This is a genomic window from Burkholderia sp. BCC0405 (assembly GCF_902833075.1).
Taxonomy (GTDB): Bacteria; Pseudomonadota; Gammaproteobacteria; order Burkholderiales; family Burkholderiaceae; genus Burkholderia.
This window is the reverse complement of sequence record NZ_CADFEO010000005.1, coordinates 65,107-89,240: the sequence shown is the minus strand read 5'-3', so window position 1 is coordinate 89,240 and position 24,134 is coordinate 65,107. Positions and strand designations below refer to the sequence as shown.

The 24,134-nt window shown below is 69.9% G+C and carries 26 protein-coding genes; 14 read left to right on the top strand and 12 right to left on the bottom strand.

From position 1 onward, the window contains the following. Positions 1-8 precede the first annotated feature (8 nt). Entirely contained in the window at positions 9-1,445 is a 1,437-nt protein-coding gene (locus HWX36_RS09795) for an efflux transporter outer membrane subunit (RefSeq protein ID WP_244136378.1), read from the top strand. A gap of 31 nt (positions 1,446-1,476) precedes the next feature. On the opposite strand, the gene HWX36_RS09790 is transcribed toward HWX36_RS09795, so the two are convergent. Beyond that, positions 1,477-1,932 (bottom strand): hypothetical protein, encoded by a 456-nt coding sequence (locus tag HWX36_RS09790; RefSeq protein WP_175951913.1) that lies wholly within the window; start codon positions 1,930-1,932, stop codon positions 1,477-1,479. A 322-nt stretch (positions 1,933-2,254) separates the two neighbouring features. Between HWX36_RS09790 and HWX36_RS09785 the strand changes: the two genes are divergently transcribed. After that, positions 2,255-3,658, top strand: a complete 1,404-nt coding sequence (locus HWX36_RS09785; protein ID WP_175951912.1) for an MBL fold metallo-hydrolase — start codon at positions 2,255-2,257, stop codon at positions 3,656-3,658. 68 nt (positions 3,659-3,726) lie between these two features. On the opposite strand, the gene HWX36_RS09780 is transcribed toward HWX36_RS09785, so the two are convergent. Genes HWX36_RS09780 through HWX36_RS09760 form a run of 5 tightly spaced genes read right to left on the bottom strand, consistent with a single transcriptional unit; the run spans position 3,727 to position 8,881 of the window. Next, complete coding sequence (locus HWX36_RS09780; RefSeq protein ID WP_175951911.1) at positions 3,727-4,767, bottom strand: zinc-dependent alcohol dehydrogenase family protein; 1,041 nt, start codon at positions 4,765-4,767, stop codon at positions 3,727-3,729. 47 nt (positions 4,768-4,814) lie between these two features. Then, positions 4,815-5,801: a bifunctional enoyl-CoA hydratase/phosphate acetyltransferase gene (locus HWX36_RS09775; protein WP_175951910.1), complete on the bottom strand. Its 987-nt coding sequence runs from the start codon at positions 5,799-5,801 to the stop codon at positions 4,815-4,817. Next, entirely contained in the window at positions 5,798-7,612 is a 1,815-nt protein-coding gene (locus HWX36_RS09770) for an alpha/beta fold hydrolase (protein WP_175951909.1), read from the bottom strand. The genes HWX36_RS09775 and HWX36_RS09770 overlap by 4 nt, the downstream gene beginning before the upstream one ends. Then, on the bottom strand, positions 7,609-8,355 hold the full coding sequence (locus HWX36_RS09765; protein WP_175951908.1) for a beta-ketoacyl-ACP reductase: 747 nt from the start codon (positions 8,353-8,355) through the stop codon (positions 7,609-7,611). The genes HWX36_RS09770 and HWX36_RS09765 overlap by 4 nt, the downstream gene beginning before the upstream one ends. Next, entirely contained in the window at positions 8,345-8,881 is a 537-nt protein-coding gene (locus HWX36_RS09760) for a hypothetical protein (RefSeq protein WP_175951907.1), read from the bottom strand. The genes HWX36_RS09765 and HWX36_RS09760 overlap by 11 nt, the downstream gene beginning before the upstream one ends. Positions 8,882-9,070: 189 nt before the next feature. Between HWX36_RS09760 and HWX36_RS09755 the strand changes: the two genes are divergently transcribed. From HWX36_RS09755 to HWX36_RS09740, 4 genes are all read left to right on the top strand, one after another. After that, the gene (locus tag HWX36_RS09755) at positions 9,071-9,910 is read left to right on the top strand and encodes a universal stress protein (protein WP_175951906.1); all 840 of its coding nucleotides are present in this window, start codon (positions 9,071-9,073) and stop codon (positions 9,908-9,910) included. Between the two features lie 8 nt (positions 9,911-9,918). Then, the gene (locus HWX36_RS09750) at positions 9,919-11,118 is read left to right on the top strand and encodes an acetate/propionate family kinase (RefSeq protein ID WP_175951905.1); all 1,200 of its coding nucleotides are present in this window, start codon (positions 9,919-9,921) and stop codon (positions 11,116-11,118) included. Between the two features lie 69 nt (positions 11,119-11,187). Next, a complete protein-coding gene (locus HWX36_RS09745) occupies positions 11,188-11,691 on the top strand; it encodes a universal stress protein (RefSeq protein ID WP_175951904.1) in 504 nt (167 codons plus the stop codon). Next, a complete protein-coding gene (locus HWX36_RS09740; protein ID WP_175951903.1) occupies positions 11,688-12,521 on the top strand; it encodes a universal stress protein in 834 nt (277 codons plus the stop codon). The genes HWX36_RS09745 and HWX36_RS09740 overlap by 4 nt, the downstream gene beginning before the upstream one ends. Positions 12,522-12,569: 48 nt before the next feature. Here the strand turns inward: HWX36_RS09740 and HWX36_RS09735 are convergent, their stop codons facing one another. Then, positions 12,570-13,040, bottom strand: coding sequence for a universal stress protein (locus HWX36_RS09735; protein WP_175951902.1), 471 nt, complete (start codon positions 13,038-13,040; stop codon positions 12,570-12,572). A 248-nt stretch (positions 13,041-13,288) separates the two neighbouring features. Here HWX36_RS09735 and HWX36_RS09730 point away from each other — a divergent pair, with 248 nt between their 5' ends. The 3 genes from HWX36_RS09730 to fnr all read left to right on the top strand — a co-directional run bounded on the left by HWX36_RS09730 (position 13,289) and on the right by fnr (position 17,043). Further along, positions 13,289-15,283, top strand: coding sequence for a PAS domain-containing sensor histidine kinase (locus tag HWX36_RS09730; RefSeq protein WP_175951901.1), 1,995 nt, complete (start codon positions 13,289-13,291; stop codon positions 15,281-15,283). Then, positions 15,280-15,927, top strand: a complete 648-nt coding sequence (locus HWX36_RS09725) for a response regulator transcription factor (protein WP_175951900.1) — start codon at positions 15,280-15,282, stop codon at positions 15,925-15,927. Before HWX36_RS09730 ends, HWX36_RS09725 begins: the two co-directional genes overlap by 4 nt. A 342-nt stretch (positions 15,928-16,269) precedes the next feature. Continuing rightward, positions 16,270-17,043, top strand: a complete 774-nt coding sequence (gene fnr, locus HWX36_RS09720; RefSeq protein ID WP_175951899.1) for a fumarate/nitrate reduction transcriptional regulator Fnr — start codon at positions 16,270-16,272, stop codon at positions 17,041-17,043. A 25-nt stretch (positions 17,044-17,068) separates the two neighbouring features. Here fnr and HWX36_RS09715 read toward each other — a convergent pair whose 3' ends face one another. Continuing rightward, on the bottom strand, positions 17,069-18,058 hold the full coding sequence (locus HWX36_RS09715) for a zinc-dependent alcohol dehydrogenase family protein (protein ID WP_175951898.1): 990 nt from the start codon (positions 18,056-18,058) through the stop codon (positions 17,069-17,071). Between the two features lie 173 nt (positions 18,059-18,231). Here HWX36_RS09715 and HWX36_RS09710 point away from each other — a divergent pair, with 173 nt between their 5' ends. From HWX36_RS09710 to HWX36_RS09695, 4 genes are all read left to right on the top strand, one after another. After that, the gene (locus tag HWX36_RS09710; protein ID WP_175951897.1) at positions 18,232-19,233 is read left to right on the top strand and encodes a nitroreductase family protein; all 1,002 of its coding nucleotides are present in this window, start codon (positions 18,232-18,234) and stop codon (positions 19,231-19,233) included. Positions 19,234-19,285: 52 nt separating this feature from the next. Next, on the top strand, positions 19,286-19,621 hold the full coding sequence (locus HWX36_RS09705; RefSeq protein WP_175951896.1) for a c-type cytochrome: 336 nt from the start codon (positions 19,286-19,288) through the stop codon (positions 19,619-19,621). 22 nt (positions 19,622-19,643) lie between these two features. Beyond that, positions 19,644-20,672, top strand: coding sequence for an LOG family protein (locus HWX36_RS09700; protein WP_175951895.1), 1,029 nt, complete (start codon positions 19,644-19,646; stop codon positions 20,670-20,672). A 139-nt stretch (positions 20,673-20,811) separates the two neighbouring features. After that, positions 20,812-21,036 carry a hypothetical protein gene (locus HWX36_RS09695; RefSeq protein ID WP_175951894.1) on the top strand — a complete coding sequence of 75 codons (225 nt, stop codon included), beginning with the start codon at positions 20,812-20,814 and terminating at the stop codon, positions 21,034-21,036. Between the two features lie 199 nt (positions 21,037-21,235). On the opposite strand, the gene HWX36_RS09690 is transcribed toward HWX36_RS09695, so the two are convergent. Both HWX36_RS09690 and HWX36_RS09685 read right to left on the bottom strand, forming a co-directional pair. Continuing rightward, positions 21,236-21,475: a hypothetical protein gene (locus tag HWX36_RS09690; RefSeq protein ID WP_175951893.1), complete on the bottom strand. Its 240-nt coding sequence runs from the start codon at positions 21,473-21,475 to the stop codon at positions 21,236-21,238. 55 nt (positions 21,476-21,530) lie between these two features. Further along, positions 21,531-22,181: a BON domain-containing protein gene (locus HWX36_RS09685; RefSeq protein WP_175951892.1), complete on the bottom strand. Its 651-nt coding sequence runs from the start codon at positions 22,179-22,181 to the stop codon at positions 21,531-21,533. A gap of 231 nt (positions 22,182-22,412) precedes the next feature. On the opposite strand from HWX36_RS09685, the gene HWX36_RS09680 reads away from it, so the two are divergent. Then, on the top strand, positions 22,413-23,078 hold the full coding sequence (locus tag HWX36_RS09680) for a nitroreductase family protein (RefSeq protein WP_175951891.1): 666 nt from the start codon (positions 22,413-22,415) through the stop codon (positions 23,076-23,078). A 104-nt stretch (positions 23,079-23,182) separates the two neighbouring features. Here HWX36_RS09680 and HWX36_RS09675 read toward each other — a convergent pair whose 3' ends face one another. Together HWX36_RS09675 and HWX36_RS09670 are read right to left on the bottom strand one after the other, a co-directional pair. Further along, a complete protein-coding gene (locus HWX36_RS09675) occupies positions 23,183-23,617 on the bottom strand; it encodes an Hsp20/alpha crystallin family protein (RefSeq protein ID WP_175951890.1) in 435 nt (144 codons plus the stop codon). A 180-nt stretch (positions 23,618-23,797) separates the two neighbouring features. Then, on the bottom strand, positions 23,798-24,073 hold the full coding sequence (locus HWX36_RS09670; RefSeq protein WP_175951889.1) for a DUF1488 domain-containing protein: 276 nt from the start codon (positions 24,071-24,073) through the stop codon (positions 23,798-23,800). Positions 24,074-24,134: the final 61 nt, after the last annotated feature.

Below are 24,134 nucleotides of genomic sequence, written 5' to 3'. Positions count from 1 at the left end.
CCCGCCGGATGCCGCGCGCGGCGGCCGTGCTCGCGGCCGTCGCGTCGCTGGCCGGATGCATGGTCGGGCCCGACTTCACGCGTCCGCCCGCCCCGCCTGTCTCGCGCTTCGTCGCGGCGGATGCCGCGGCCGGCGCATGGACGGGCGGCGGACAGACACAGGCGCTGTCGGCGAGCGAGCCGCTCGCGCGCGACTGGTGGACGCGCTTCGGCAGCCGCGCGATCGACTCGACCGTCGGCGAGGCGCTGGCCGGCAGCCCGACGCTCGATCTCGCCGAGGCAACGCTGCGGCGCAGCGAACATGCGCTGCGGGCCGGCGAAGGCGTCTTCTTTCCGCAGGCCGATGCACAGGCCGGCGCGTCGCGCCAGCGCTATGCGCCGCTACGCACCGGGCAGGCACTGCCACCATCGATCTTCAACCTGTACACGCTGTCGGCGACGGTCAGCTACACGCTCGACCTGTGGGGCGGCGAGCGGCGCCAGGTCGAGGCGCTGGCGGCCGGCGTCGACGCGCAGCGCCAGGCGCTCGCGGGCGCGTACCTGATGCTGACCGCCAACGTCGTCAACACGATGATCGCGCGCGCCGCGTATCGCGACGAAGCCGCGGCCACGCGCGAAATGATCGGCCTGCTCGACGAGCAGATCCGCCTGACGCGCGCGCAGGTGACGGCCGGCGCGGCGCCCTACGTCGCCGTGCTCACGCTGGAATCGCAGCGGGCGTCGCTCGAGGCGACGCTGCCCGCGCTCGATCAGAAGCGCGCGCAGGCCGACGACCTGCTCGCGCTGCTCGCGGGCCGCTATCCCGTCGACTGGCAGACGCCCGACCTGTCACTCGAACGCATCGCGCTGCCGGCAAGCCTGCCGGATACCGCGCCGTCGTCGCTGGTGCGCCGCCGGCCGGACATCCTGCAGGCGGAAGCGCAGCTGCACGCGGCCAGCGCGCAGGTCGGCGTCGCGACGGCCGCGCTTTATCCGAATCTCACGCTGTCCGCGTCGGGCAGTTTCGACAGCATCGTCGCCGGCCAGTTGTTCGCGCCGGCCGGTCGTGCATGGAGCGTCGGCGCCGGGCTCGCCGCGCCGCTCTTTCACGGCGGCACGCTGGTGAACGAGCGGCGCGCGGCGCAGGATGCGTACGACGAAGCCGACGCGACCTACCGGCAAGTGGTGCTGTCGGCGTTCTCGCAGGTCGCCGACACGTTGCGCGCGCTCGCGAACGACGCCGCGGCGCTCGATGCGCAGGCCCGCGCGATGGCCGCGGCCCGCGATGCGCTGACGCTCACGCAGGCCGGCTACGACGCAGGGATTAACGGCTATGTGCAGTTGCTCGTCGCCGACGTGCAATACCATCAGGCGCGCCTGGCGTGGCTGCAGGCGGTCGCGCAACGGCTGCAGGACACGGTCGCGTTCTACGTCGCGCTCGGCGGCGGCTGGGGTGACGCGGGCTGATACGCGGCGCCACGGGCGCGGGCGGCCGAAGTCAGCCCGTTTGCGTGTGCGTCACGACGTCGGGCCGCTGCCACGGCGGCAGCTCGGCCCAGCCGAGCGGGCCGTAGACGGTGCCGCCGGCAGCCTCGATCGTCTCGACGAATTCGGCGAGCGTCGCCCCCGCCGGCACGGCCAGCTTCATCGCGTCGACGAATTCCTCGCTGCGCAGCCACGGCACCGCGCCGTCGTCGATCTGCTCGACGCTCCAGTCGTGCCCGTGCCGGCCGGATTCGGGCGGCAACAGGCGCGGCGCGTCGAACGCCACGCGCAGCAATTGCGCGCGCGAATCGCTGTAAGGCGGTTGCGCGACGTCCTGGTAGGGCACGTCGGCCCAGCTTTGGCCGCATTGCAGATCGAGCGGCAGGCAGGTGAACCACGCCCAGGGCGCGCGGACGAAGCACAGCCGGTAGCCGGTCCGCGCGCCGTCCAGATTGGCGATCAGCGTCATGATGGGTGCGTCCCTATAAGCGTCGAAATCTCGCTGCGTATCGCGTATTGCACATTGCGTATTGCACATTGCGTATTGCATACGGCGCGTACGCGGCCTGCGCGGACGGCGGGATCACGGCATCGCCTGCGCGCATGCAACCACTATCGGGCCGCCGTCGGGCCCGGGCGTTGATTGACGTCAAGGCTGAGCCGCAACGGACGGACGGCGAACCTCGCCCGATCGGAACAGGGATACGACAATCCCTGATTTCCGTCAATCGCGTCACGCGGATCCGCGCTGTAATCGATTCACTGCTCCGTCCACTCCCGTGAGGCGATCCATGAAACTGACTTTTCTCGGCGCGACCGAAACCGTGACCGGCTCGAAGTACCTGATCGAGCACGGCAACCGGCGCGTGCTGGTCGATTGCGGCCTGTTCCAGGGCACCAAGAACCTGCGGCTGCGCAACTGGAGCCCGTTGCCGGTCGCGCCCGACACGCTCGACGCGGTCGTGCTCACGCACGCGCATATCGACCATACCGGCTATCTTCCGGTGCTGGCGCGCGAAGGGTTTCGCGGGCCGGTGTACTGCACGGCGGCCACGGCCGAACTCTGCGACATCATGCTGCGCGACAGCGCGCGGCTGCAGGAGGAAGAAGCCGAGTTCGCGAACCGCCACGGCTACTCGAAGCATCATCCCGCGCAGCCGCTCTACACGCTGGACGATGCGCAGCGCGCGCTGCACCTGCTGAAGCCCGTCGCGTTCGACGAATGCACGCCGCTCGGCGGCGGGCTGGCGTTCCGCCTGCTGCCGGCCGGGCACATTCTCGGCGCGGCGAGCGTCGTGATGCACTGGGATCACAAGGTGCTGGCCTTCTCGGGCGATCTCGGCCGCTATCACGACCCGATCATGCAGCCGCCGCTGGCGCCCGCGCATGCGGACTACCTGGTCGTCGAATCGACGTACGGCGACCGGCTGCATCCGGAATCGGACCCCGAGAACGAACTCGCCGCGCTGTTCGACAAGACCTTCGCGCGTGGCGGCGTCGTGGTGATGCCCTGCTTCACCGTCGGCCGCGCGCAGGAGATCCTGCACTACATCGCGCGCCTGAAGGCGTCGGGCCGGATGGCGCGCGTGCCGGTGTTCGTCGACAGCCCGATGGCCACCGACGTGACCGAGATCTATCGCCACCATATTCTCGAACACCGGCTGACGCCATCCGAAGCGAACGCGCTCGGCCACGCGGCCACGATGATCCGCTCGGTCGAGCAGTCGAAGGCGATTGCCGACCATCAGGGCCCGATGGTCATCATCGCCGGCAGCGGGATGGCGACAGGCGGCCGCGTGCTGCACCACCTGAGCCGCTACGCGCCCGATGCGCGCAACACGATCGCGCTGGTCGGCTACCAGGCGGCCGGCACGCGCGGCGCGGCGCTGGCCGCGCACGAGCCGACCCTGAAGATTCACGGCGAGTACGTGCGCGTGCGCGCGCAGGTCGCGTCGATCACGGCGCTCTCCGCGCATGCCGACTACGAGGAGATTCTCCGCTGGCTCGGCACGATGCAGCGCGCGCCCGTGCGGACCTTCGTCACGCACGGCGAGCCGGCCGCGGCCGATGCGATGCGGCGGCGCATCGCGGAGCGGCTGCACTGGCCGTGCGAGGTGCCGGTGTACGCGCAGCGCGTCGATCTCGATGCGGTCGAATCCGGCGACACACGCGAGCCGGCCGCGCTGTCCTCCTGACGGCGTGACCCGCCGGACGGGGCGGGAACCCGGCGTCGCATGCCGGTTCCCGCCACGCGCCCCGGCCGTCAGCCGACTTCGATGATGACCTTCAGCGCCTGCGTCTGCGCCGCGCGGCCGAACGTGTCGTACGCGCGCTCGACGTCGTCGAGCGAGAACCGGTGCGTGATCAGGCGTTTCGGATCGAGGCGCCCGGCGCGCACGGTCTTCAGCAGCATCGGCGTGCTGACCGTGTCGACGAGCCGGGTCGTGATCGAGATGTTGCGATCCCACAGCTTCTCGAGGTGCAGGTCGGCCTTGACCCCGTGCACGCCGACGTTCGCGACCACGCCGCCCGGCGCCACCAGTGACGTACACATCTCGAACGTCGCCGGAATCCCGACCGCCTCGATCGCGCAATCCACGCCGACGCCGCCGGTCAGCTTCATCGCTTCCGCCACCGGGTCCCCGCTGCGGCCGTCCAGGCAATCGGTCGCGCCGAAACGCCGTGCCACTTCCAGCCGGTTGCTGTCCGGATCGATCATGATGATCTGCGCGGGCGAATAGAACTGCGCGGTCAGCAGCGCCGCCAGCCCGATCGGGCCCGCGCCGACGATCGCGACCGAGCAGCCGGGCTGCACCTTGCCGTTCAGCACGCCGCATTCGAACCCGGTAGGCAGGATGTCCGACAGCATCACGAGCGCCTCCTCGTCCGCGCCCGGCGGAATCCGGTACAGGCTCGTCTGCGCATGCGGAATGCGCACGTACTCGGCCTGCGTGCCGTCGATCCGGTTTCCGAGGATCCAGCCGCCGGTCTCGCAGTGCGAATACAGGCCGCGCCGGCAATATTCACAGCGGCCGCACGACGAGATGCAGGAAATCAGCACGTGGTCGCCCGGCTTCAGCGCGTCGACGGCGGCGCCGACCTGCTCGACGATCCCGACCCCTTCGTGGCCGAGAATGCGGCCGGGCTCACAGGTCGGCACGTCGCCCTTGAGGATGTGCAGGTCGGTGCCGCAGATCGTCGTGCGCGTGACGCGCACGAGCGCGTCGGTCGGCGACTGCAGTTCCGGCCTGGGCCGTTCCTCGAGCGCCTTGCGCCCGGGCCCGTGGTAGACGAGTGCTTTCATTGCGGTTCCTCCATCGAAAGAATGGGTGGCAGGTTCATTCATCAGGACTACGACGCATCGCGCACCGGCGCCAGCACCATCGCGAGCGCGCAGGACGCGACCCGGACGACCGCGCCGTCGGCGCGACTCGTCAGCACGATCGGCACGCGCGCGCCCACGACGATGCCGGCGCTGACGGCGCCGCCCAGGTATTCGAGCTGCTTCGCGAGCAGGTTGCCCGCTTCGATATCGGGCACGACCAGGATGTCGGCGCGGCCGGCGACCGGCGAATCGATCCCCTTGTCGTGCGCCGCCCGCAGCGAGATCGCGTTGTCGAACGCGAGCGGGCCGTCGACGATCGCGCCCGTGAGCTGGCCGCGTTCGGCCATCTTCGCGAGCGCCGCCGCGTCGAGCGTCGAGCGCATCGCCGGATTGACGGTCTCGACCGCGCACAGCACGGCCACGCGCGGGCACGCCACGCCCAGCGCATGCGCGACGTCGATCGCGTTCTGCGTGATGGCCGCCTTCTGCGCGAGGTCCGGCGCGATGTTCACCGCCGCGTCGGTCAGGATGAACGGCCGCGGATACGCCGGCGTCTCGATCAGGAAACAGTGGGACATGCGCTTGTCCGTGCGCAGCCCCGATTCGGCGGCGACGACGGCGCCCATCAGCTCGTCCGTATGCAGGCTGCCCTTCATCAGCGCGCCGGCGCGGCCGGCCGCCGCGAGTTCGACCGCGCGGGCCGCCGCCGCATGGCTGTGCGGCACGTCCTCGATCGTCCAGCGCGAAAGGTCGACGCCCGCGTCGTGCGCGACCCGCAGCACCTTGTCGCGCGGCGCGACGATCAGCGGCTCGACCGCGGCCCCCAGCGGCGACGCGCCGAGTTCGGCCAGCGCGACGAGACTGGTTGCGTCGCACGGATGCACGACGGCCACGACCAGCGGCGGCGCGTGGCAGGCGCGCGCGATCAGCGCGGGCCATGCGCCATCCGCGCGCGGCAGCAGGCCGGGCAGGCACGCGCCGCCGCCCGCATCCGGATGCCGGTGCCCGTTCATGTCTCGAGCACGTAGGCGCCGGGCGCCGCGGCGAGCCCGGCGGCCGGCGTGCGGGCCGGCACGTCGCCCGACGAGCGCGCGCGCAGCCAGTCGCGCCAGCAGGTCCACCACGATCCGTCGACCGCGGGCGTGTCGTGCACGAACGCGCGCGGGCTGCGATACGGCGCGCCGGGTTCGCGGGTCGCGCAGCGGTAGTGGCGGCCCGGATGGCCGGGTTCCGACACGATGCCCGCGTTGTGGCCGCCCGCCGCCAACACGAAGGTCAATGCATGGTGCGTCAGCAGATGGAGCTTGTAGACGGAGCGCCACGGCGATACGTGATCGCGCTCGGTGCCGACCACGAACGTCGGCACGTCGAGATCCGACAGCGCGACCGGCCGCCCGTCGACGCGGTAGCGGCCTGCCGCGAGATCGTTGTCGAGGAACAGCCGGGTCAGGTATTCCGAATGCATCCGGTACGGCATGCGCGTGGTGTCCGCATTCCACGACATCAGGTCGTTCGGCTTCGTGCGCCGGCCGAGCAGGTATTCGCTCATCATCCGCGACCAGATCAGGTCGCGCGCGTTCAGCAGTTCGAACGCGGCGGACATCTGCGCGCCGTCCAGGTAGCCCTGCCGCCACATCAGCGCATCGAGTGCGGACAGTTCGCTCGCGTCGATGAACAGGCCGAGTTCGCCGGGTTCGCTGAAATCGGTCTCGGCCGCGAGCAACGTGACGGATCGCAGCGCCTCGTGTTGCCGCCCATCGCGCGCGAGCGCCGCCGCGCCGATCGCCAGCAGCGTGCCGCCGAGGCAATAGCCGGCCGCGTGGACCGCCTCGCCGCAGATCGACCGGGCCGCGTCGAGCGCCGCCAGGCACCCGTCGCGCAGGTAATCGTCGAGCCCGAGATCGCGCGCTTCCGCGCCCGGATTGCGCCACGACACCGCAAACACGGTGTAGCCCGCATCGACCAGGAAACGGATCAGCGAATCGTGCGGCTGCAGGTCGAGGATGTAGTACTTCATGATCCACGACGGCACGACCAGGATCGGCTCGCGCGCGACGCGCGGCGTCGTCGGGTCGTATTGCAGCAGCTCGCACAATGCGTTGCGCCACACGACCCGGCCCGGCGTGACGGCCACGTCGCGCCCGGGCAGGTACGCACGCACGTCGCGGCCGCGCTGGCCGCCGGCGCGATCGAGCCACGCGTTCGCATCGTCGAGCCAGTGCCGTGCGCCCGCCGCGAGGTTCGCGCCGCCGCTGCGCATCGTCGCGTCGAGCGCGACCGGATTGGTCGCCAGGAAGTTGCCGGGCGAGCACGCGTCGAGCCATTGACGCGCGACGAAACCGACCAGTTCCTCATGGTGCCGTTCGACACCCGGCACGCCGCGCGTCGCGTCGCGCCACCAGCGCTGGACCGACAGGAAGGCGTCGCGATACGCGCAAAACGGCCAGCCCGACCACGCCGGCGCGGCGAAACGCGGATCGGCGCCCCCCGCATGCACGGCCAGGCCGTCCGCGCCGGCGTCGTCCGCCGCGGCTTGCTCCGCCGCCGCGGGCGCGGGCGCCAGCCACGCCTGCGTCGCGAGTTCGAAGCACTTGCCCGGCGACACCGCCAGATGCGCGCCCCAATCGAGCATGGCCAGCGCCAGCGACACGGGCGACAGCCCGAAGGTCATCGCGGCAACGTTCGCATGCGCGGCGCGGTTCCATCGTTCGGCGGGCGTCGCCGCGGTTGCCGCGCCTTCGCAGGCGCCGGTCTGCTGCCCGTCCCGATCCGGCGGCGGCCTCGAATCGCCCGCAAGCGGCGCACGGATGACAGACGCTTTCATCGCATGTACATGCCGCCGTTGACGTCGAATTCCGCACCGGTCGCGAAGGCGCCCGCATCGGAACACAGGAAGGCGACGAGCGCGGCGATTTCGTCGGGATCGCCGAGGCGGCCGGCCGGAATCTGCGGCAGGATCTTCGTGTCGAGCACCTCCTTCGGCACCGACTCGAGCATCGCGGTGGCGAGGTAGCCGGGCGCCACCGTGTTGACCGTGATGCCGTGCCGCGCGAGCTCGAGCGCCAGCGACTTCGTGAAGCCGTGGATGCCGGCTTTCGCGGCCGCGTAGTTCGCCTGCCCGTACGCCCCGCGCTCCCCGTTCACGGACCCGATGTTCACGATCCGCCCGAAGCCGGCGTCGATCATGCCGGGCACGAACGGCTTCGTCATGTTGAACAGGCCGTCGAGATTGGTGCGCAGCACCGCATCCCACATGCCCTTGGTCATCTTCACGAAGGTGGCGTCGTGCGTGATGCCGGCGTTGTTGACGAGCACGTCGACGCGCCCGAATTCGGCCAGCACGCGTGCCGCGCAGTGCTGGCACGAGTCGTAGTCGGCCACGTCGACCTCGTACGCACGAAACGTGCGGCCCGCGTCGCGTTCTTGCGTGAGCCACGTCGCGACGTGGTCGTTGCGTTCGGTGTGCGACACCGCCACGGTCATGCCTGCCTCGTGCAGGCGGCGGCTGATCGCGGCGCCGAGGCCGCCCATCCCGCCGGTGACGAATGCAACCCGTTCAGCGCGCATGATCGTGCTCCTGCGCGGCGTGGCTGCCGTCGAGACACCGGACGGCCGCGGCCCCGCCGCCCGCATCGACGGCTTCGGTGATGCCGAGCTCGAACGCGGCCATCCAGTCGCGCCACGGCATGCTCGCCTCGTTGACCACGGCGAGCCGCCCCAGATCGGGCCACCAGTCGGTCTGGCAGCGCGCCAGCGTGCCGGCGCCGTAATCGCGCAGCCACGTGCGCCAGGCACTCGCGCTCTCGAACTGCCCGCGCATGCACAGCTCGGTGGCGTCCTGCCAGATCGCGACGGTGGCGATCGTGTAGTCGCGCGTCACCTGCCGCGCCGCTTCGCCGAAGGCCGTCCATTCGTGCGTCGCCGTGAGCGCCTGCTGCAGGTCGCGCACCGCGTCGCGGTCGCGCTCGATACGCCGCCCGGCCAGCGCGAGCCATTCCTGCTGCCAGCCGCGGGTCAGCGCGGCCATGCGCAAGGCAAGATCGCAGCCCGCGCGGCAAGCGTCGTTCGGTGTCGTCAAAGCGTGGGGGCTCATCGTCTTCCCTCCTTCGATCCGGTCAATGGGTTGGCATCCGTGTCATGCCGCCTGCCCGGCATCGGCATCGCGACCGCTTCACTGTGCGGCCGCGGCGCATGGCGCCCGTTGATCTGAGTCAAGCTCGCGGAAACCCTGCTTCGTAGACTGGATTGCACTGGCGGATCACCCGTCGATGGAGCGATTCCGATGAGCTACAAGAGCCTAGTCGTGCATCTCGACACGAGCGACCGCGCGCATTCGCGCCTCGAGTTCGCGTTGCGTCTCGCCCGGCGCTTCGGTGCGCATCTCACCGGGCTGTTCGCGGTCTACACGCCGGAGCCGCATTCGTTCTACGTGATGGCCGGCTCCGCCGACTATTTCCGCGAACGCCGCGAACAGCGCGACGAACGGCTCGCCGCGCTGGAGCGCCTGTTCCATGCGGAGGCTGCCCGCGCGAAAGTGCCGGCGGCCTGGGTTCGTGCAGACGAACGCGCGAATGTCGCCGTGCCGCGCGCCGCCCGTCTTGCCGACCTCGTGATTGCAGGCCAGAGCGACCCGAACGATCCCGAAACCTACATCGACGACCAGTTCGCGGAGAACCTCGTCCTGTCCGCCGGCCGCCCGGTGCTGTTCTGGCCGTACACCGGAGAATTCCCGTCGATCGGCGAACGGGTGTTCGTCGCGTGGGACGGCAGCCGCGAAGCCGCCCGTGCCGCACACGATGCGCTGCCCTTCCTCGAGCATGCGAAGCGCACGACCGTCGTCGCCGTGGTCGACGGCAATTCCGAAGCGGCGACCACGCGCATTCCGGCCGCCGATGCCGCGTTGATGCTGGCGCGCCATGCGCGCGACGTGAACGTGCTCGACATCGATACCGGCACCGGCGCGTCGATCGGCGACACGCTGCTGTCGCGCGCATACGAAACGGGTTCGGACCTGCTCGTGATGGGCGCGTACGGCCATCCGCGCTGGCGCGAGCTGGTGATGGGCGGCGCCACCCGCACGGTGCTCGCGTCGATGACGCTCCCGGTGCTGATGTCGCACTGAGCCGGCCGATGCGCACGCTCGCGCTGCTCGCCGTCAATGCCGGTTCGTCGAGCGTGAAGTTCGCGGTCTTCGCGTATCCGCCGCACGGCGATCCCGCACGGCGGCCGCTGCACGAGGGGGAAGCGGCCGCAACCGGCAACAGCGTGTCGATCCGCTTCGACGCCGCCCCGGGCGGCACGCTGCCGCTGCACGCGGGCGATCCGTACCGCGCCGTGCTCGCGCGGATCGCGATGTGGATCCGCGTGCAACTGCCGCATGTCGCGCTGGGCGCGATCGCCCATCGTGTCGTGCACGGCGGCGCCCGGTATGCCGACCCGGTCGTCGTCGACGACGCGGTGCTCGCCGCGCTTCGCACGCTGACGCCGCTCGCGCCGCTGCATCAACCGCACAGCCTCGATGCGATCGACGTGCTGCGCGACGCGTTTCCCGACGTGCCGCAGGTCGCCGTGTTCGATACCGCGTTTCATCGCACGCTGCCACGCGCCGAGCAATTGCTGCCGTTGCCGCATGCATGGTTCGACCGGGGGGTGCGTCGCTACGGGTTCCATGGTCTGTCGTACGAATACCTGGCCATCGCGCTCGACGAGCGGTTCGGCGCGCGTGCGCACGGCCGCGTGATCGCCGCCCATCTCGGCAGCGGCGCCAGCCTGTGCGCGATGCGCGACTGCCGCAGCGTTGCGACGACCATGGGCTTCTCGGCGCTCGACGGGCTGATGATGAGCACGCGCTGCGGCACGCTCGACCCCGGCGTCGTCCTGCACCTGCTCGAGATCGGCAAGCTGTCCGGCGATGCGCTGGGCCATCTGCTGTATCACGAGTCGGGCCTCAAGGGCGTGTCGGGCGCGTCCGGCGATCCGCGTGTGCTGCTGGCGTGCGAAGCCGCCGGCGACGCATTGGCCGGCGATGCGCTGACACTCTACGTCCACCGCATCGTGCGCGAAGCCGGCGCGCTCACCGCGCTGCTGGGCGGCCTCGACATGCTGGTCTTCACCGCCGGCATCGGCGAGCACTCGGCCGTGTTGCGTGAACGGATCTGCGCATCGCTCGGCTGGCTCGGCATCGATATCGATGCGCGCGCGAACGCGGACCATGCGCAGGTCGTGTCGTCCGCCTCGAGCGCGGTCACGGTGGTCGTCGAGCCGACCAACGAAGCGTGGATCGCCGCGTGCGCCGCGATCGGCGTGCTGCGCGGCAACCGCGACGCTTGATCCAGATCAGCGCGATCGGCGCGCGCGCGCCGATGATGATGTCATCCGCCTCCGTTCAAGGGAAACGCCATGTACTCGAACATTCTGGTTTCGCTCGACGGCAGCGACACGTCGTCCCGCGCACTCGACGCCGCGCTGGGCCTCGCGTCGGAAACGGGTGCGCGGCTGACCCCCGTCTACGTCGTCGATTTCCTGGTGCCCGCCTACGACATGGTCGGCTACGATCCGTCGATCCTGATCGATGCGTTCCGGGAAGAAGGGCTGCGCGTCACCGACGACGCAGCGCGCCGCATGAAGGCCCGCGACGTGGCCGGCACGCCGCAGATCGCCAACGTCGAGCCGGCGGGCGAAGACATCCCGCACCGGATCGTCAGTCTTGCCAATGAAATCGAGGCCGACCTGATCGTGATGGGCACGCATGGACGGCGCGGCGCTCAGCGCCTGTTCCTCGGCAGCGTGGCCGAGCGCGTGCTGCGTCTGGCCACGTGCCCGGTGCTGATGATTCCCGCGAGCTGCCCGTCCGGACAACCTGCCGAGACCGTCGCGGCATCAACCGAAAAGGAGCCGTCATGAGCTACAAGACCCTGCTTGTCCACCTCGACGACAGCGAACGCTGCGCGACGCGCGTCGACCTCGCGCTCGAACTGGCGGGACGCTGGAACGCGCATTTGATCGGCCTCTACGTGGTCTGCCAGGATCTCTTCGAGCCGTTGCGGCGGCCCGACGAGCCGCTCAAGCTGGCCGTCTACGAGCGGCTGTGCGAACAGCGGCGCAAGGAAGCCGAGGAGACCTTCCTGATGGCCGCCGAGCGCGCGGGACGCAGCGTCGAATGGCAGGCGCCGGCCGGCGACGCGACGACAGTCGCCATCCTGCACGCACGTCACGCCGATCTGCTGGTGCTCGGCCAGGAAGACCCCGACGATCGCATGACCTACGTGGCGCGCCATTTCATCGAGGATCTCGTGATGGGCAGCGGCCGTCCGGCGCTCGTCGTGCCCTATGCGGGCGACGTGCGAACGATCGGCGAGAACGTGCTGATCGGCTGGGACGGCGGGCGCGAAGCCGCCCGCGCGATGGCCGATGCGCTGCCGCTGCTCGCCCGCGCGCGCTTCGTCAACGTCGAGACGGTCGTGCGCGGCCAACCCGACCCCGACCAGACGCCGGCGGGCGTCGACGTCGCCGCGTATCTCGAGCGGCACGGCGTTCGCGCGTCGTTCTCGACGACGCCGCGCGACCGGTCGGTCGGCGTCGGCGCGACGCTGCTGAACCGGGCGACCGACCTGCATGCGGACCTCCTCGTGATGGGCCTGTACAGCCATGCGCGCATGCACGAACGCGTGCTGGGCGGCGCGACGCGCACGATCCTCGAGACGATGACGGTGCCGGTGCTGCTGTCGCACTGACGCCGCACGCATGACGGCGGGGCAGCCGCCCGCGGCTGCCCTCTCCGGTCACAACACGGCCGCGCACGCGCCCTGCCCCTCCCGCACGACCAGCACCGGCCGGTCGGCGCTGCGCACCAGCGATTCGGCGACGCTGCCGAGCACCGCGCGGCGCACGCCGCGGCGACCGTGCGTCCCCATCACGATCAGGTCCGCGTCGCATTCGGCGGCGGCTCGCGCCAGCACGGACGACACGTCCTCGCCGCACGCGTCGATCGTGTGCGCGGTGCCGCGGACGCCGCACAGGCGAAACGCGCTCTCCGCATCCGCCACCGCGATCGCGGCCTTGTCCGCATCCAGCCCCGTCGGGTCGCGCCGGTCGATATAGCCGCTGTCGAAGTCGGCCACTCTTGGCGCGTCCGATACCACGCACACGGCGACGATCAGGCCCCCCGAAGCGCGGGCGAGCGCGATCGCCTCGTCGAGCGCGAGCCGCGAACTGCGGCTGCCGTCGAGCGCCGCAAAGATCCTTGCATACATGGTGCCTCCCTGGTGGCGTCCGGTGTTGACTGGAATGCCACACCAGTCTGGGCCCGGCGGGCGTGATCCGGTTGACGCCGGTCAAGCCCGCCCGGCCGCAGGCGTACGCATCGGTCCCGATTGGCGAATACAGACAAAACGCGCACAATTTCGGGCGACATCGCAACTTCGGCCCGCCCCACATTTCGTGCCTCGCGTCCGGCCAGACGCCCGCCAGCCGCCGGCGAAATCCGTCAGGATGAACGGTCATGACAGTCAATGCGCCCGCCTTCAAGGCCGGGCCGGCTCAGCGCAGGATTCGACCCGCGCGATACGCGACCCTGGCCGCGCTGCTCGCGCTGGCGCTCGGCCTGGCAGCGTCATTGGCCGGCGCCCGGCTGCTGCAGAACCAGGCGCAGGAAGCCGCCCAGGCACGCTTCGTGCGTTCGGCGACGCTCGCGACAGCCGACCTCCGGCGCAGCCTCCTCGGCGCCGCTGCCGTGTTGCGCGGTGCGCGTGGCTTCGCGACGGCGCTGGCCGTGCCTCAATCCGGCGACGCGTGGCGCCGCTACCTTGCCAGTCTCGATCTGGACGGTTTGCAGTCACCCGTGCGCAGCCTCGGAAGAATCGAGCCGAGCGTCGCCGACGACAACCAGGCGACCCGGCGGGCGCTGCAACGAGCGGCCGAGACCGGCAAGGTCGCGCTGGCCGCGAACGCGATCCAGGACAGCGCCGACGCACCGACTGCCCGCACGGCGCTGACGCTGTATCTGCCGATTGATGCGAACGCTGAAGACGGCGCATCGTCCGGGCCCCCGCATGCGCGGGCGAGCGGATACGTCTATGCGGCGCTCGATCCGGAGCGTCTCGTCGACCCGTCGGTGCTGGATCGGCTGCGCATGGACATCACGGCCGACAACCCGGCGGCGCCCGTCTATTCCGGCGGCTTCGGCGGCGACGACGGCAGCTCCGCCCGCGACCTGCTCACGCGAACGGATTCGCTGACGTTCGGCGGCACCCCGCTCTCGCTGCACTACAGTGCGCCGCGCGCCGACACGGCCGGCGCCGCGACGGCCGTGCGGGCGGCCGGCATCGCGCTGTCGCTGATCCTGGCCGCCCTCGTGCGGACGGCCGCCGCCAGGCGCATGCCAGCAGCCGTACCCGCCGGCGACGGCCCACCGACCGACGATCGGATGATGGCCATCATCCGGTCATCGATGGAAGCCATCATCACCGTCGACGAAAGCCAGACGATCGTGATCTTCAATCCGGCCGCGGAACGCGTGTTCGGCGTCTCCGCGATGGAGGCGATCGGCGCGCCGCTCTCCCGCTTCATTCCCGAGCGCTTCCGCGCCGCGCACGCCCGGCACGTCGAACAGTTCGGCGTGACGGGCGTGTCGGAGCGCCTGATGGGGCGGCAACGCGTGCTGTTCGGCCTGCGCGGCGACGGCTCGGAGTTTCCGATCGAGGCGTCGATATCGCAGATTCGCGACGGCGCGGGCAAGCTTTACACGGTCATGCTGCGCGACGTCACCGAGCGGGTCCGGGCGGAGAATGCCCTCAAGCAGTCGCGCGAGGAACTGCGCGACCTGTCCGCCAACCTGCAGAACGTGCGGGAGGAAGAAAAAACCCGGATTGCGCGTGAACTGCACGACGACCTCGGCCAGCAACTCACCGCGCTCAAGATGGATCTCTCCGCCGTCGAGCTGGGGCTCGCGGGCGTCGTCGCCCCCCACACCGGCGTGCGCGAGCAGTTGGGCGGCATGCATCGCCTGATCGACTCGACCGTCGCGTCGGTTCGGCGCATCGCGGCCGATCTGCGGCCGGTGATGCTCGACGACCTCGGCCTCATCCCGGCGATCGAGTGGCTGGTCAACGATTTCACGCATCGCTACAGGATCACGGTCGACCGGGACATCGCCCCCGCCGATACCGCGTTCACCAGCGCGGGGGCCACCACGCTGTTCCGCATCGTGCAGGAAGCGCTCACCAACGTCGCGCGGCACGCCGACGCGACGCACGTGAAGCTCGCGCTGAAAGTGGAGGACGGCTACTGCATGCTGCGCATCGCGGACAACGGTCACGGCGCCCCGGAGAGCGCGCGCGACGCGCGCGATCCGCCGTCGTTCGGCCTGATCGGCATCCGCGAGCGCGCACACATGCTCGACGGCACGGTGACGATCGACAACCGGCCGGGAACGGGATTCACGATTACCGTCGCGTTGCCGCTTCACGCCATCCAGCAAGGAGATGGGCTGTCATGATCCGGGTACTCATCGCCGACGACCACGCCCTCGTCAGGGACGGCCTGCGGCACATCCTGCAGAGCGCGAGCGGGTTCGAAGTCGCGGGCGAAGCGCGCGACAGCGCGTCCACGATCGCGCTCGTGCGTGACACGGCCGCGAATGTGCTGGTGCTCGACCTGTCGATGCCCGGCCGGAACGGCGTCGAACTCATCAAGCAGATCAAGGACGAGAAACCGGCATTGCATATTCTCGTGCTCACGATGCACGCCGAGCAGCAATACGCGGTGCGCGCGTTCCGCGCCGGCGCATCCGGCTACATGACCAAGGAAAGCGCCAGCGCCGAGCTGGTCGCGGCGCTGACCAAGATCGCGGCCGGCGGCGTCTACGTCAGCCTGACGATGGCCGAACAGTTTGCGCAGAGCCTGAACGAGCCGACCGATCTCCTGCCGCACCAGCGGCTGTCCGACCGTGAATTCGAGGTGTTCCGGCGGGTCACCACCGGCGAGTCGATTTCCGAGATCGCGGAGGCGCTCTGCGTCAGCGTCAAGACGGTCAGCACCTACAAGACGCGGATTCTCGAGAAAATGCAGATGCCGAACGAAACCGCGCTCGTGCGCTATGCGATGCGCCACAAGCTGTTCGAGGATCCGGACGAACTCTGACGCGGCTCCGGCGCACGACCGCCGCGCCCTCGCGTCGCCCCGGACAGAATGCCGCACCCGTGTAGGAAACCGCCTACAGCGCTTCCGCGTGACCTACTGCATCTTCAATGCCTGCTGATTTCCTTGACGCCGCGCAACATCCATACTCCAGATCAAGAAAAACAAGCGCGCGCCTGGCGAAGCAACGGCGGCAATCGCCGCCGGGACAGGTCTCCCTTTTCGTCCGGCGCGGCTTTTCCGATGAGGGCGGCTTGCACCAGGGCCGCCGGCGTTATCACCAGCGCGACCCCGCCCACGGCGGCCCGCCGCTGTCCCCAATGTACTGGAGTACTGGAGCCGATCATGCAAAGCCATGCCGATGTTTCGCCGGCCACGCCGTTACGCCCGTTCATCCCGTTGCATCCCGTCGAACGGGCGGAACAACCGAAACGCGCCGCGTCCCGCTGTTCGACGTGTTCGTTGCGCACGGTCTGCCTGCCGCCTGATCTTTCGCCCGACGATTTCGCGCGGGTCGACGCGATGATCTGCACGACGCGGCACGTCAGGCGCGGCGAGACGCTGTTTCGCGCGGGCGACGCGTTCAACAGCATCTATGCGGTGAGAACCGGGTCGTTCAAGACCGTCGTGATGCACCGCGACGGAGACGAGCAGATCACCGGCTTCCAGATCGTCGGCGAATCGCTCGGGCTCGACGGCTTGCACACCGGCCACCACAACGGCGATGCGATCGCGCTCGAGGACAGTACCGTCTGCATCATTCCGTTCGGCCAGCTCGAGCAGATCTGCCGCGAGGTGCGGCCGATGCAGCATCACGTGTACCAGATGATGAGCGGCGAAATCGTCCGCGAATCCTCACTGATGCTGCTGCTCGGCACGATGACCGCCGAGCAGCGCGTCGCCGCGTTCCTGCTGAACCTTTCCACGCGCTTCAAGGCGCGCGGCTACTCGGCCGCCGAATTCGTGCTGCGGATGACGCGCGACGAGATCGGCGAATACCTCGGGATGAAGCTCGAAACGGTCAGCCGCATGCTGTCGAAGTTCCAGCGCAACGGGCTTGTCGCCGCGCAAGGCAAGCAGATCCGCATCGTCGATTCGGAAGGCCTCGGGCGGATCTGACCTCGCCGCACGCGCGGCGAGCGCATCAGCCGCGCATGGCGAGCACCGCCGCCCCGGACAGACGCCCCGTGCGCAAGTCGTCGAGCGCGCGGTTCGCGTCGGTCAGCGCGTAGCGCACGGCCTCGACCCGCAACGGCATCGCATCGGCGATCCGCATGAATTCGACGGCATCCGCACGCGTCAGGTTGGCCACCGATGCGATGCGGCGCTCGCCCCACAGCCACGCGTACGGAAAGCCGGGAATGTCGCTCATGTGGATGCCGCCGCACACGACGATCCCGCCCTTGTCGAGCGCACGCAGCGCGGCCGGCACCAGCGCCCCCACCGGCGCGAAGACGAGCGCGGCATCGAGCGGCTCGGGCGGCGTTTCGTCGCTGCCGCCGGCCCATGCGGCGCCGAGTGAAAGCGCGAGCTGCTGGGCAACCGCATCGCCGGGCTTCGTCAGCGCGAACACCTTCCGTCCCTCGCCATGCGCGACCTGCGCGACGAGATGCGCCGCCGCGCCGAAGCCGTAGATGCCGATGCGCCGCGCGTCGCCCGCCATGCGCAGGGTGCGATAACCGATCAGGCCGGCGCACAGCAGCGGCGCGGCCTCGAGATCGGAATAGCGCCGCGGCAGATGCACGCAATACCGATGGTCGGCAACGGTGCGCTCCGCGTAGCCGCCGTCGATCGTATAGCCCGTGAATCCGGGGCTGTCGCACAGATTTTCTCGGCCGGCCGCGCAATACGCGCAATGGCCGCACGTCGACCCGAGCCACGGAACGCCGACGCGCTCGCCCGCCGCGAAGCCCGTCACGCCCGCGCCGAGCGCGCGCACCGTGCCGACGATCTCGTGCCCCGGGATCAGCGGCAGCTTCGGATGCGCGAGCTCGCCGTCGACGACGTGGAGATCCGTCCGGCATACGCCGCATGCGTGTACATCGATCAGCAACTGGCCCGCCGCCGGCAACGGGTCCGGCACGCGCGTCTCGCGCAAATGCGGTGTCGTGCCGTCAAACATCATCGCAAGCATGCTCGCCTCCCCGCGCAATCGTGTTCGCGCGCTGCACGTTCCAAGGCTAATCGCCACGCGCCGCGTGTGCATGGCCCGGTGGCGGGCGCTTGACGTGGGTCAACGACGCTCGGACGGTTGCTGACACGATGAAGTGGCATAACGCCCGCATGTGGCGCCCAGGAGATGTTCGAATGATATCCGTTCCCCCATTGGCCGCAAGCGCCCGCCCCGAGGACCGTCTGAGGTCGCTGCTGGCCTACGCGGTGCTGGCCCCGTCCAGCCACAACTCGCAGCCGTGGCGGTTCATCGTCGACGGCCCCACGATCGCGGTCTGCGCGGATCGCGTGCGCGCGTTGCCCGTCATCGATCCGTTCGATCGCGAGCTGACCATCAGCTGCGGCGCGGCCCTGCTCAACCTGCGCGTCGCGCTCGATCACGCCGGGCTCGCTCACACGATCAGCACCTTTCCCTCCGACATCGATCCCGATCTGCTGGCGATGATCCGGGTGTGCGACGACGGCTACTCCGACGCGTCGCTCGGCGCGCTGTTCGATGCGATTCCGGAGCGCGTCACGACGCGCGCGCCGTTCAACTCGACGGCCGTGCCGGACGCGCTGCAGCGCGAGCTGATCGCGGCCGGCGTCGCCGAAGGCGCGGAGGTCACCTGTATCGATTCGATCGCGCATCGCGCACGGGTGGCCGAGTTGGTCGCGGAGGCCGATCAGCAGCAGTTCGCGGACCCGCGCTTTCGCCGTGAACTGGCGAGCTGGATCGATCCGCGCCGGCACGTCGACGGCATGCCGGCGTTCGCGGCCGGCGTGCCGACGCTGCTGGACTTCGCGGCGCCCGTCGTGACGATGGCGGTGCGAACCTTCGATCTCGGCGACGGGCTGGCCGCGCTGCATCACCAGCTCGTCGGCGCCTCGCCGCTGATCGTCTGCCTGTCGACCGTGCGCGACGATCGCGACGCGTGGCTCGCCGCCGGCCAGGCGCTGGAGCGCGTCCTGCTCGTCGCGACGCGCGCAGGCTATACGGCGTCGTACCTGAACCAGCCGATCGAGACGGCCGGGCTGCGCGCGCACCTGCGCCACATGCTCGGGCTGCACGGCGAGCCACAGTTGCTGCTGCGCGTCGGGCACGGCCCGCATGCGCCGCACTCGCCGCGCCGCCCGCTCGACGAAGTCGTCTCGTGAGCGCGCCTCGCGGCGCGTAATCGCCCTTCCGATCCGGACGAGGAAAGACAACATGAACCTCCCGCGCTACGCTGCCTTCTGCGCGATCGTCACGACGGCCAGCCTGGCCGCCGCGCAGACGGCCGTGCCCGAGCCGACCGATCTCGTCAATGCGCAGCACTGCATGTTTTGCCACACGGTCGACATGACGTTCCTCGGGCCGTCGTTCCGCGAGATCGCGCAGCGCTACCGCGGCGATCCGGCGGCGGCGCCGGAACTGGAGCGCAAGCTGCGCGTCGGCGGCCGCGTGCATTGGGGCGACACGCCGATGCCGCCCGCCGAGGATCGCGGCGGCCCGCTGTCCGCCGACGACGCGCATCAGCTCGTGCAATGGGTGCTGAGCCAGTAACCGGCCCGCCGCCCCGCAACGCATGTCGACCACCGTCAAACGCATTCCCGCCGGTCTCGCACGAGGCGACGCGCGCCGTGGCGCCGCGGCCGGCGCGACGCCGCCGAATGCGCGCGGCAAGCGCGCCCGCACGCGGCCCGATGCGATCGTCCGCGGCGACGACGTCCAGCGCATCCCGCGTCGCGCGCCGCGTCTCGTCCAACGCGCGAGGCGCACGCCCGCCGATGACGATGCCACCGTCCTGCAGCGCGCGGGCATGCGCGGCATCCGGCTGCAACTCGACTACTGGAAGGCCGAGGAACGCCTGCAGAGAGAACGCATCGGCCATGCCGTCGTGATCTACGGCAGCACGCGCATCGTTGCCCCTGCCGTCGCGAACGCGCGGCTGAACGAGGCCAATCGCCAGCTCGCGGCGCGTCCGCACGATGCGGGCCGGCGCCGTGCCGTCGCGGCGGCGAGCCGGCTCGTCGAACACAGCGTGTATTACCGCGTCGCACGCGAATTCGGGCGCATCGTCGGCCACGCCGACCGGTGCACGCGAGCCGCGCGGCTCGCCGTCGTCACCGGCGGCGGCCCCGGCATCATGGAGGCCGCGAACCGTGGCGCGTACGAGCGCGGCGCGCCGAGCATCGGCTTCAACATCGAGCTGCCGCGCGAACAGGCGCCGAATCCGTACATCACCCCCGATCTCCACTTCCGGTTTCACTATTTCGCGATCCGCAAGCTGCACCTGCTCGAACGCGCGAAAGCGGCGGTATTTTTCCCCGGCGGCTACGGCACGTTCGACGAGCTGTTCGAAGTCCTGACGCTGCTGCAAACGCGCAAGATCCCGCCGCTGCCGGTCATCCTCGTCGGCGAAGCGTACTGGAGGCGCGCGGTCGACCTGGCCTTCCTCGCCGACGAAGGGATGATCGACCGCCGCGATCTCGACCTGTTCACGTACTGCGAATCCGCCCCCGACATCTGGCGCGCGATCGGTGGCTGGTATGCGCGGCGGCGCGCGGCACGGCCGGTGCGCCGCCGCGCGCCGCCGAAGCCGCGTGCCATGTAGGAATCCGCCGACGCCCGCCGCATGATTCCTACCGCAGCTTCGGGGTACGCCGATTGAATCGCCCAGGCACGGCGACGATACTGGATTCACGGATCACGGCTGCACGGTATCCGGATTCGAGGCCATCAGGAGAATCGTCATGTCACACGCTACCCATCTTCCCGACCCGGGCGATCAGGCCGGCCGGTCTGACGCACCTGCGCTCGACACGCAGGCGCTCGTCGCCCTCGCGCGCGACGCCGGCATGCTCGTGATCCTCGACGCCCAGATCGGGCGTGAGCGGTATGAAAGCGTGACGGGATCGGTCGCCACGCTGGCCCGCTTCGCCCAGGCGCTGCAACTGTCGGCGCTCAAGGCCGCTTGAGACCGACTGAAACCGACTGAAACCGGCTGAGACTGCCTGAGACCGCTTGAAGCCGCGCGTGACCGTGCCGCGCCGCCGCTTGCCGCACGAAACCGGGTGGACAGCCAGACACATCGATGCATGCGCATGCGGCGCGTATCGAATCGGATGACGAACGAAACGCCGCCGCCCGGGCGACACGCTCACGAGCGCCGCTGCCTCACACCGTGAACGTGTTCGACCTCCTCATCTCGACCCACGTCATCCCGGCCCGCAGCCCCTCGATCGCGGCTTCGCGCTCGGACGCATGGGTCCGGCTGTGCGAGAACGTACGCTCGCACGTGCCATCCTGCGACATGAGCGTGACATGGATCCTGCAACGGTAGCCGCCCGTTTCGGCGGCGACCGTCTCGATCGCCACCGACCAGCCGGCGTCATGTACCTCGCCTGACAGACTCATCTCGCTTCCCTCCTTCATCCACGCGGACTGCCTGTCCGGTTGCCGCATACCGCGCTTACTCGACAACCAGGTCGTCGATGACGGCACGCACCCCGCGTGCGGACCACGCGGCACCGCGCACGGCCTTGCGCTCGGAGAACGAGCCGACCTTGCCGGACAGGCGCACGGTGCCGTCGCGCACCTCGATCGCGATGTGCTTCGCCTCGCGCTCCGCATGGCGCATGATCGCGCGCTTGATGCTGCCGCCGATGTCGGCCGACCCGATCGCACCCTGCACCACGATATGGTCGGTCACGCCCGTCACGCTGCGCATCTGCGAAATCGCCCGCACGGCCAGGTGGCTCTGGTACGCCCACTCGACCCTGCCGGACAGCGTGATCCAGCCATGTTCGACCTGCACCTTGACCGCGTCGTCGCTCAATCCGACCGTCCAGTGCAGCACCGAACGCACCGCGTTCGCGATGTCCTCGTCGGTGCGGACGTCGTCGTCCGGCAGATGCACGGTCAGGTCGACGACGAGTGCCTTGACGCCGGCCACGCGATTCGCCGCGCGCTCGATCGCCAGCTTCTCCGCATAGCTCGGCGGGTGCCCCGACAGCGTCACGATCCGGTCGGCCACCTCGATCCCGATTCGGGTCGCGTCGATCGCCGGGTCGGACTCCAGCTCGTCCTGAACGTCCTGCTTCAACTGCTTGTCGGTCTTCATCGCCTGCACTCCTGTGAGCCGCGGCGAGCCTGTCCGCCGCACATCTCCAGATTTGCACACGCCCCGCCACGACTCGCTGATGCAGGTCAACGGACGCCGCTCGTCGCACGTCGCGGCCGGCGGGTGCTCCGCTTGACGGAGGTCAAGCCGGCGCGGCCCGGCCGCCGTATCGTGAGATCGCCGATGCGCGATGTCCCGGGCAAGCAGCGGCGACGCTTCAAGGAGACTCACATGACGGAACAGCAACTGCTGGCCTATTCGCCGGCGCCACCGGCACGGCCGGTATCGCCACAGGGCGAATCCCCGGCCCTCATCGACCTGCCGCATCCGGACCTCGACGGCGGCCCGCCATTGATGACGGCACTCGCGGCACGAATGAGCTCCCGCGAATTCGCGGCCACGCCGCTGCCGCCCGCGACGCTCGGCGCGATGCTGTGGGCCGCGGACGGTGTCAACCGGCCGGCCGGCGGCGGCCGCACCGCGCCGTCCGCGCATGCGTTCAACGAAATCGACGTGTACGTCGCGCTGCCGTGCGGCGTCTATCGCTACGACGCACCCGCGCACCGGCTCGTGCTGAAACACGCGGTGGATGCCCGCAACCTCACGGGTTACCAGGACTTCGTCGGCCGCGCCCCGCTGGATCTCGTCTACGTCGTCCGGACCTCGGCGATCCTCGACATGCCGCCGCAACAACGCGACGTGTTCTCGGCGATCGCGGCCGGCGCCATCGCGCAGAACGTGTCGCTCTACTGCGCGGCCGCCGGGCTCGGCACGGTCGTGCGCGGCTGGATCAACCACCGCGCGCTTGCCGACGCGCTGCGGCTGAACGAGGACGAACTCCCGATCCTCGCGCAGACGGTCGGCTACCGTGCCGGCGGCGCGGGATCGCAGGCGTAGGCGTTCGGGCGGCCGCCTCGAAGAAACGGCGCGCGGATCGCTCCGCGCGCCGTCATCTTCGTTCGGGCGGCGTGTACAGGCATCGCCCGCTGCGTGCCGCCCGATCAGCTGATCGTCAGTTTCTTCTGCGCGACCGGCGTCTTTTTCGGCAGCGTCAGCGACAGCACGCCGTCCTGGTAAGTCGCGGATGCGCGCGCGTCGTCGATCTCGCCCGACAGCGAGATCGAACGGCTGATCGCGCCGCTGTAGCGCTCGCGCCGGATCACGCGTTCGCCATCCTTCTGCTCCTTGTTGCGCTCGATCTTCGCGCTGATCGACACGGTGCTGCCCGTCACCTGGACGTCGATATCGTCCTTGGCGACGCCCGGCAGTTCCGCATTGACCTTGTACGCATCGTCGCTTTCCGTCACGTCGATCTTCATCGCGGCAAGATCGGGCTCGTCCGTCAGCGTCATCCCGCGCAGCGGCCTGAACAGCCCCTGAAACAGGTCGGCGACGGGTTCGATCGAAAACGGATCGTAACGCGTGACATTGCTCATGGTTCGTACTCCTCGAACGATAGAGAGGCGGCCCGCGCGTTCGTCCCGCCCGCGCGAAGCCATGATGAAGACCGGATTGGCGCGGCGCCGTGCGCCGCGCAACGGACGAACGATCATCAGGATTCCAGCGTAGCTGCCCGCATCGGCAGGCGCTTGATGCGCGTCAACGGCACCCGGCGCTCACGTGCAGAACCGGAAATAGCCGCTGTGGAGCAGGATCGGCCGGCCGCCCATCTCCTCGAGCAGGCACCGTGCGGCACGCTCGATCGCGGGACGATGGCGGGCAAACGCATCCACGAGATCGCTTTCGCGCGGCGACGCCGCGCGGAAGTGATCCTCCAGCGCCGCGGCGGTGATCGCGCAGTGCACGCGGCGGCCTTCGACCAGCGCCGGAAAGGTCAGCGCCGGATCCTGGCCGCAATACGTCGGATGTTCGGAAGGAAAGGAGATCTGCATGATGGTCACCTGGGCAGGTTGCGCATGGGCAAGCGCCGGCCGGCGGCGCACCGCGCGCGCG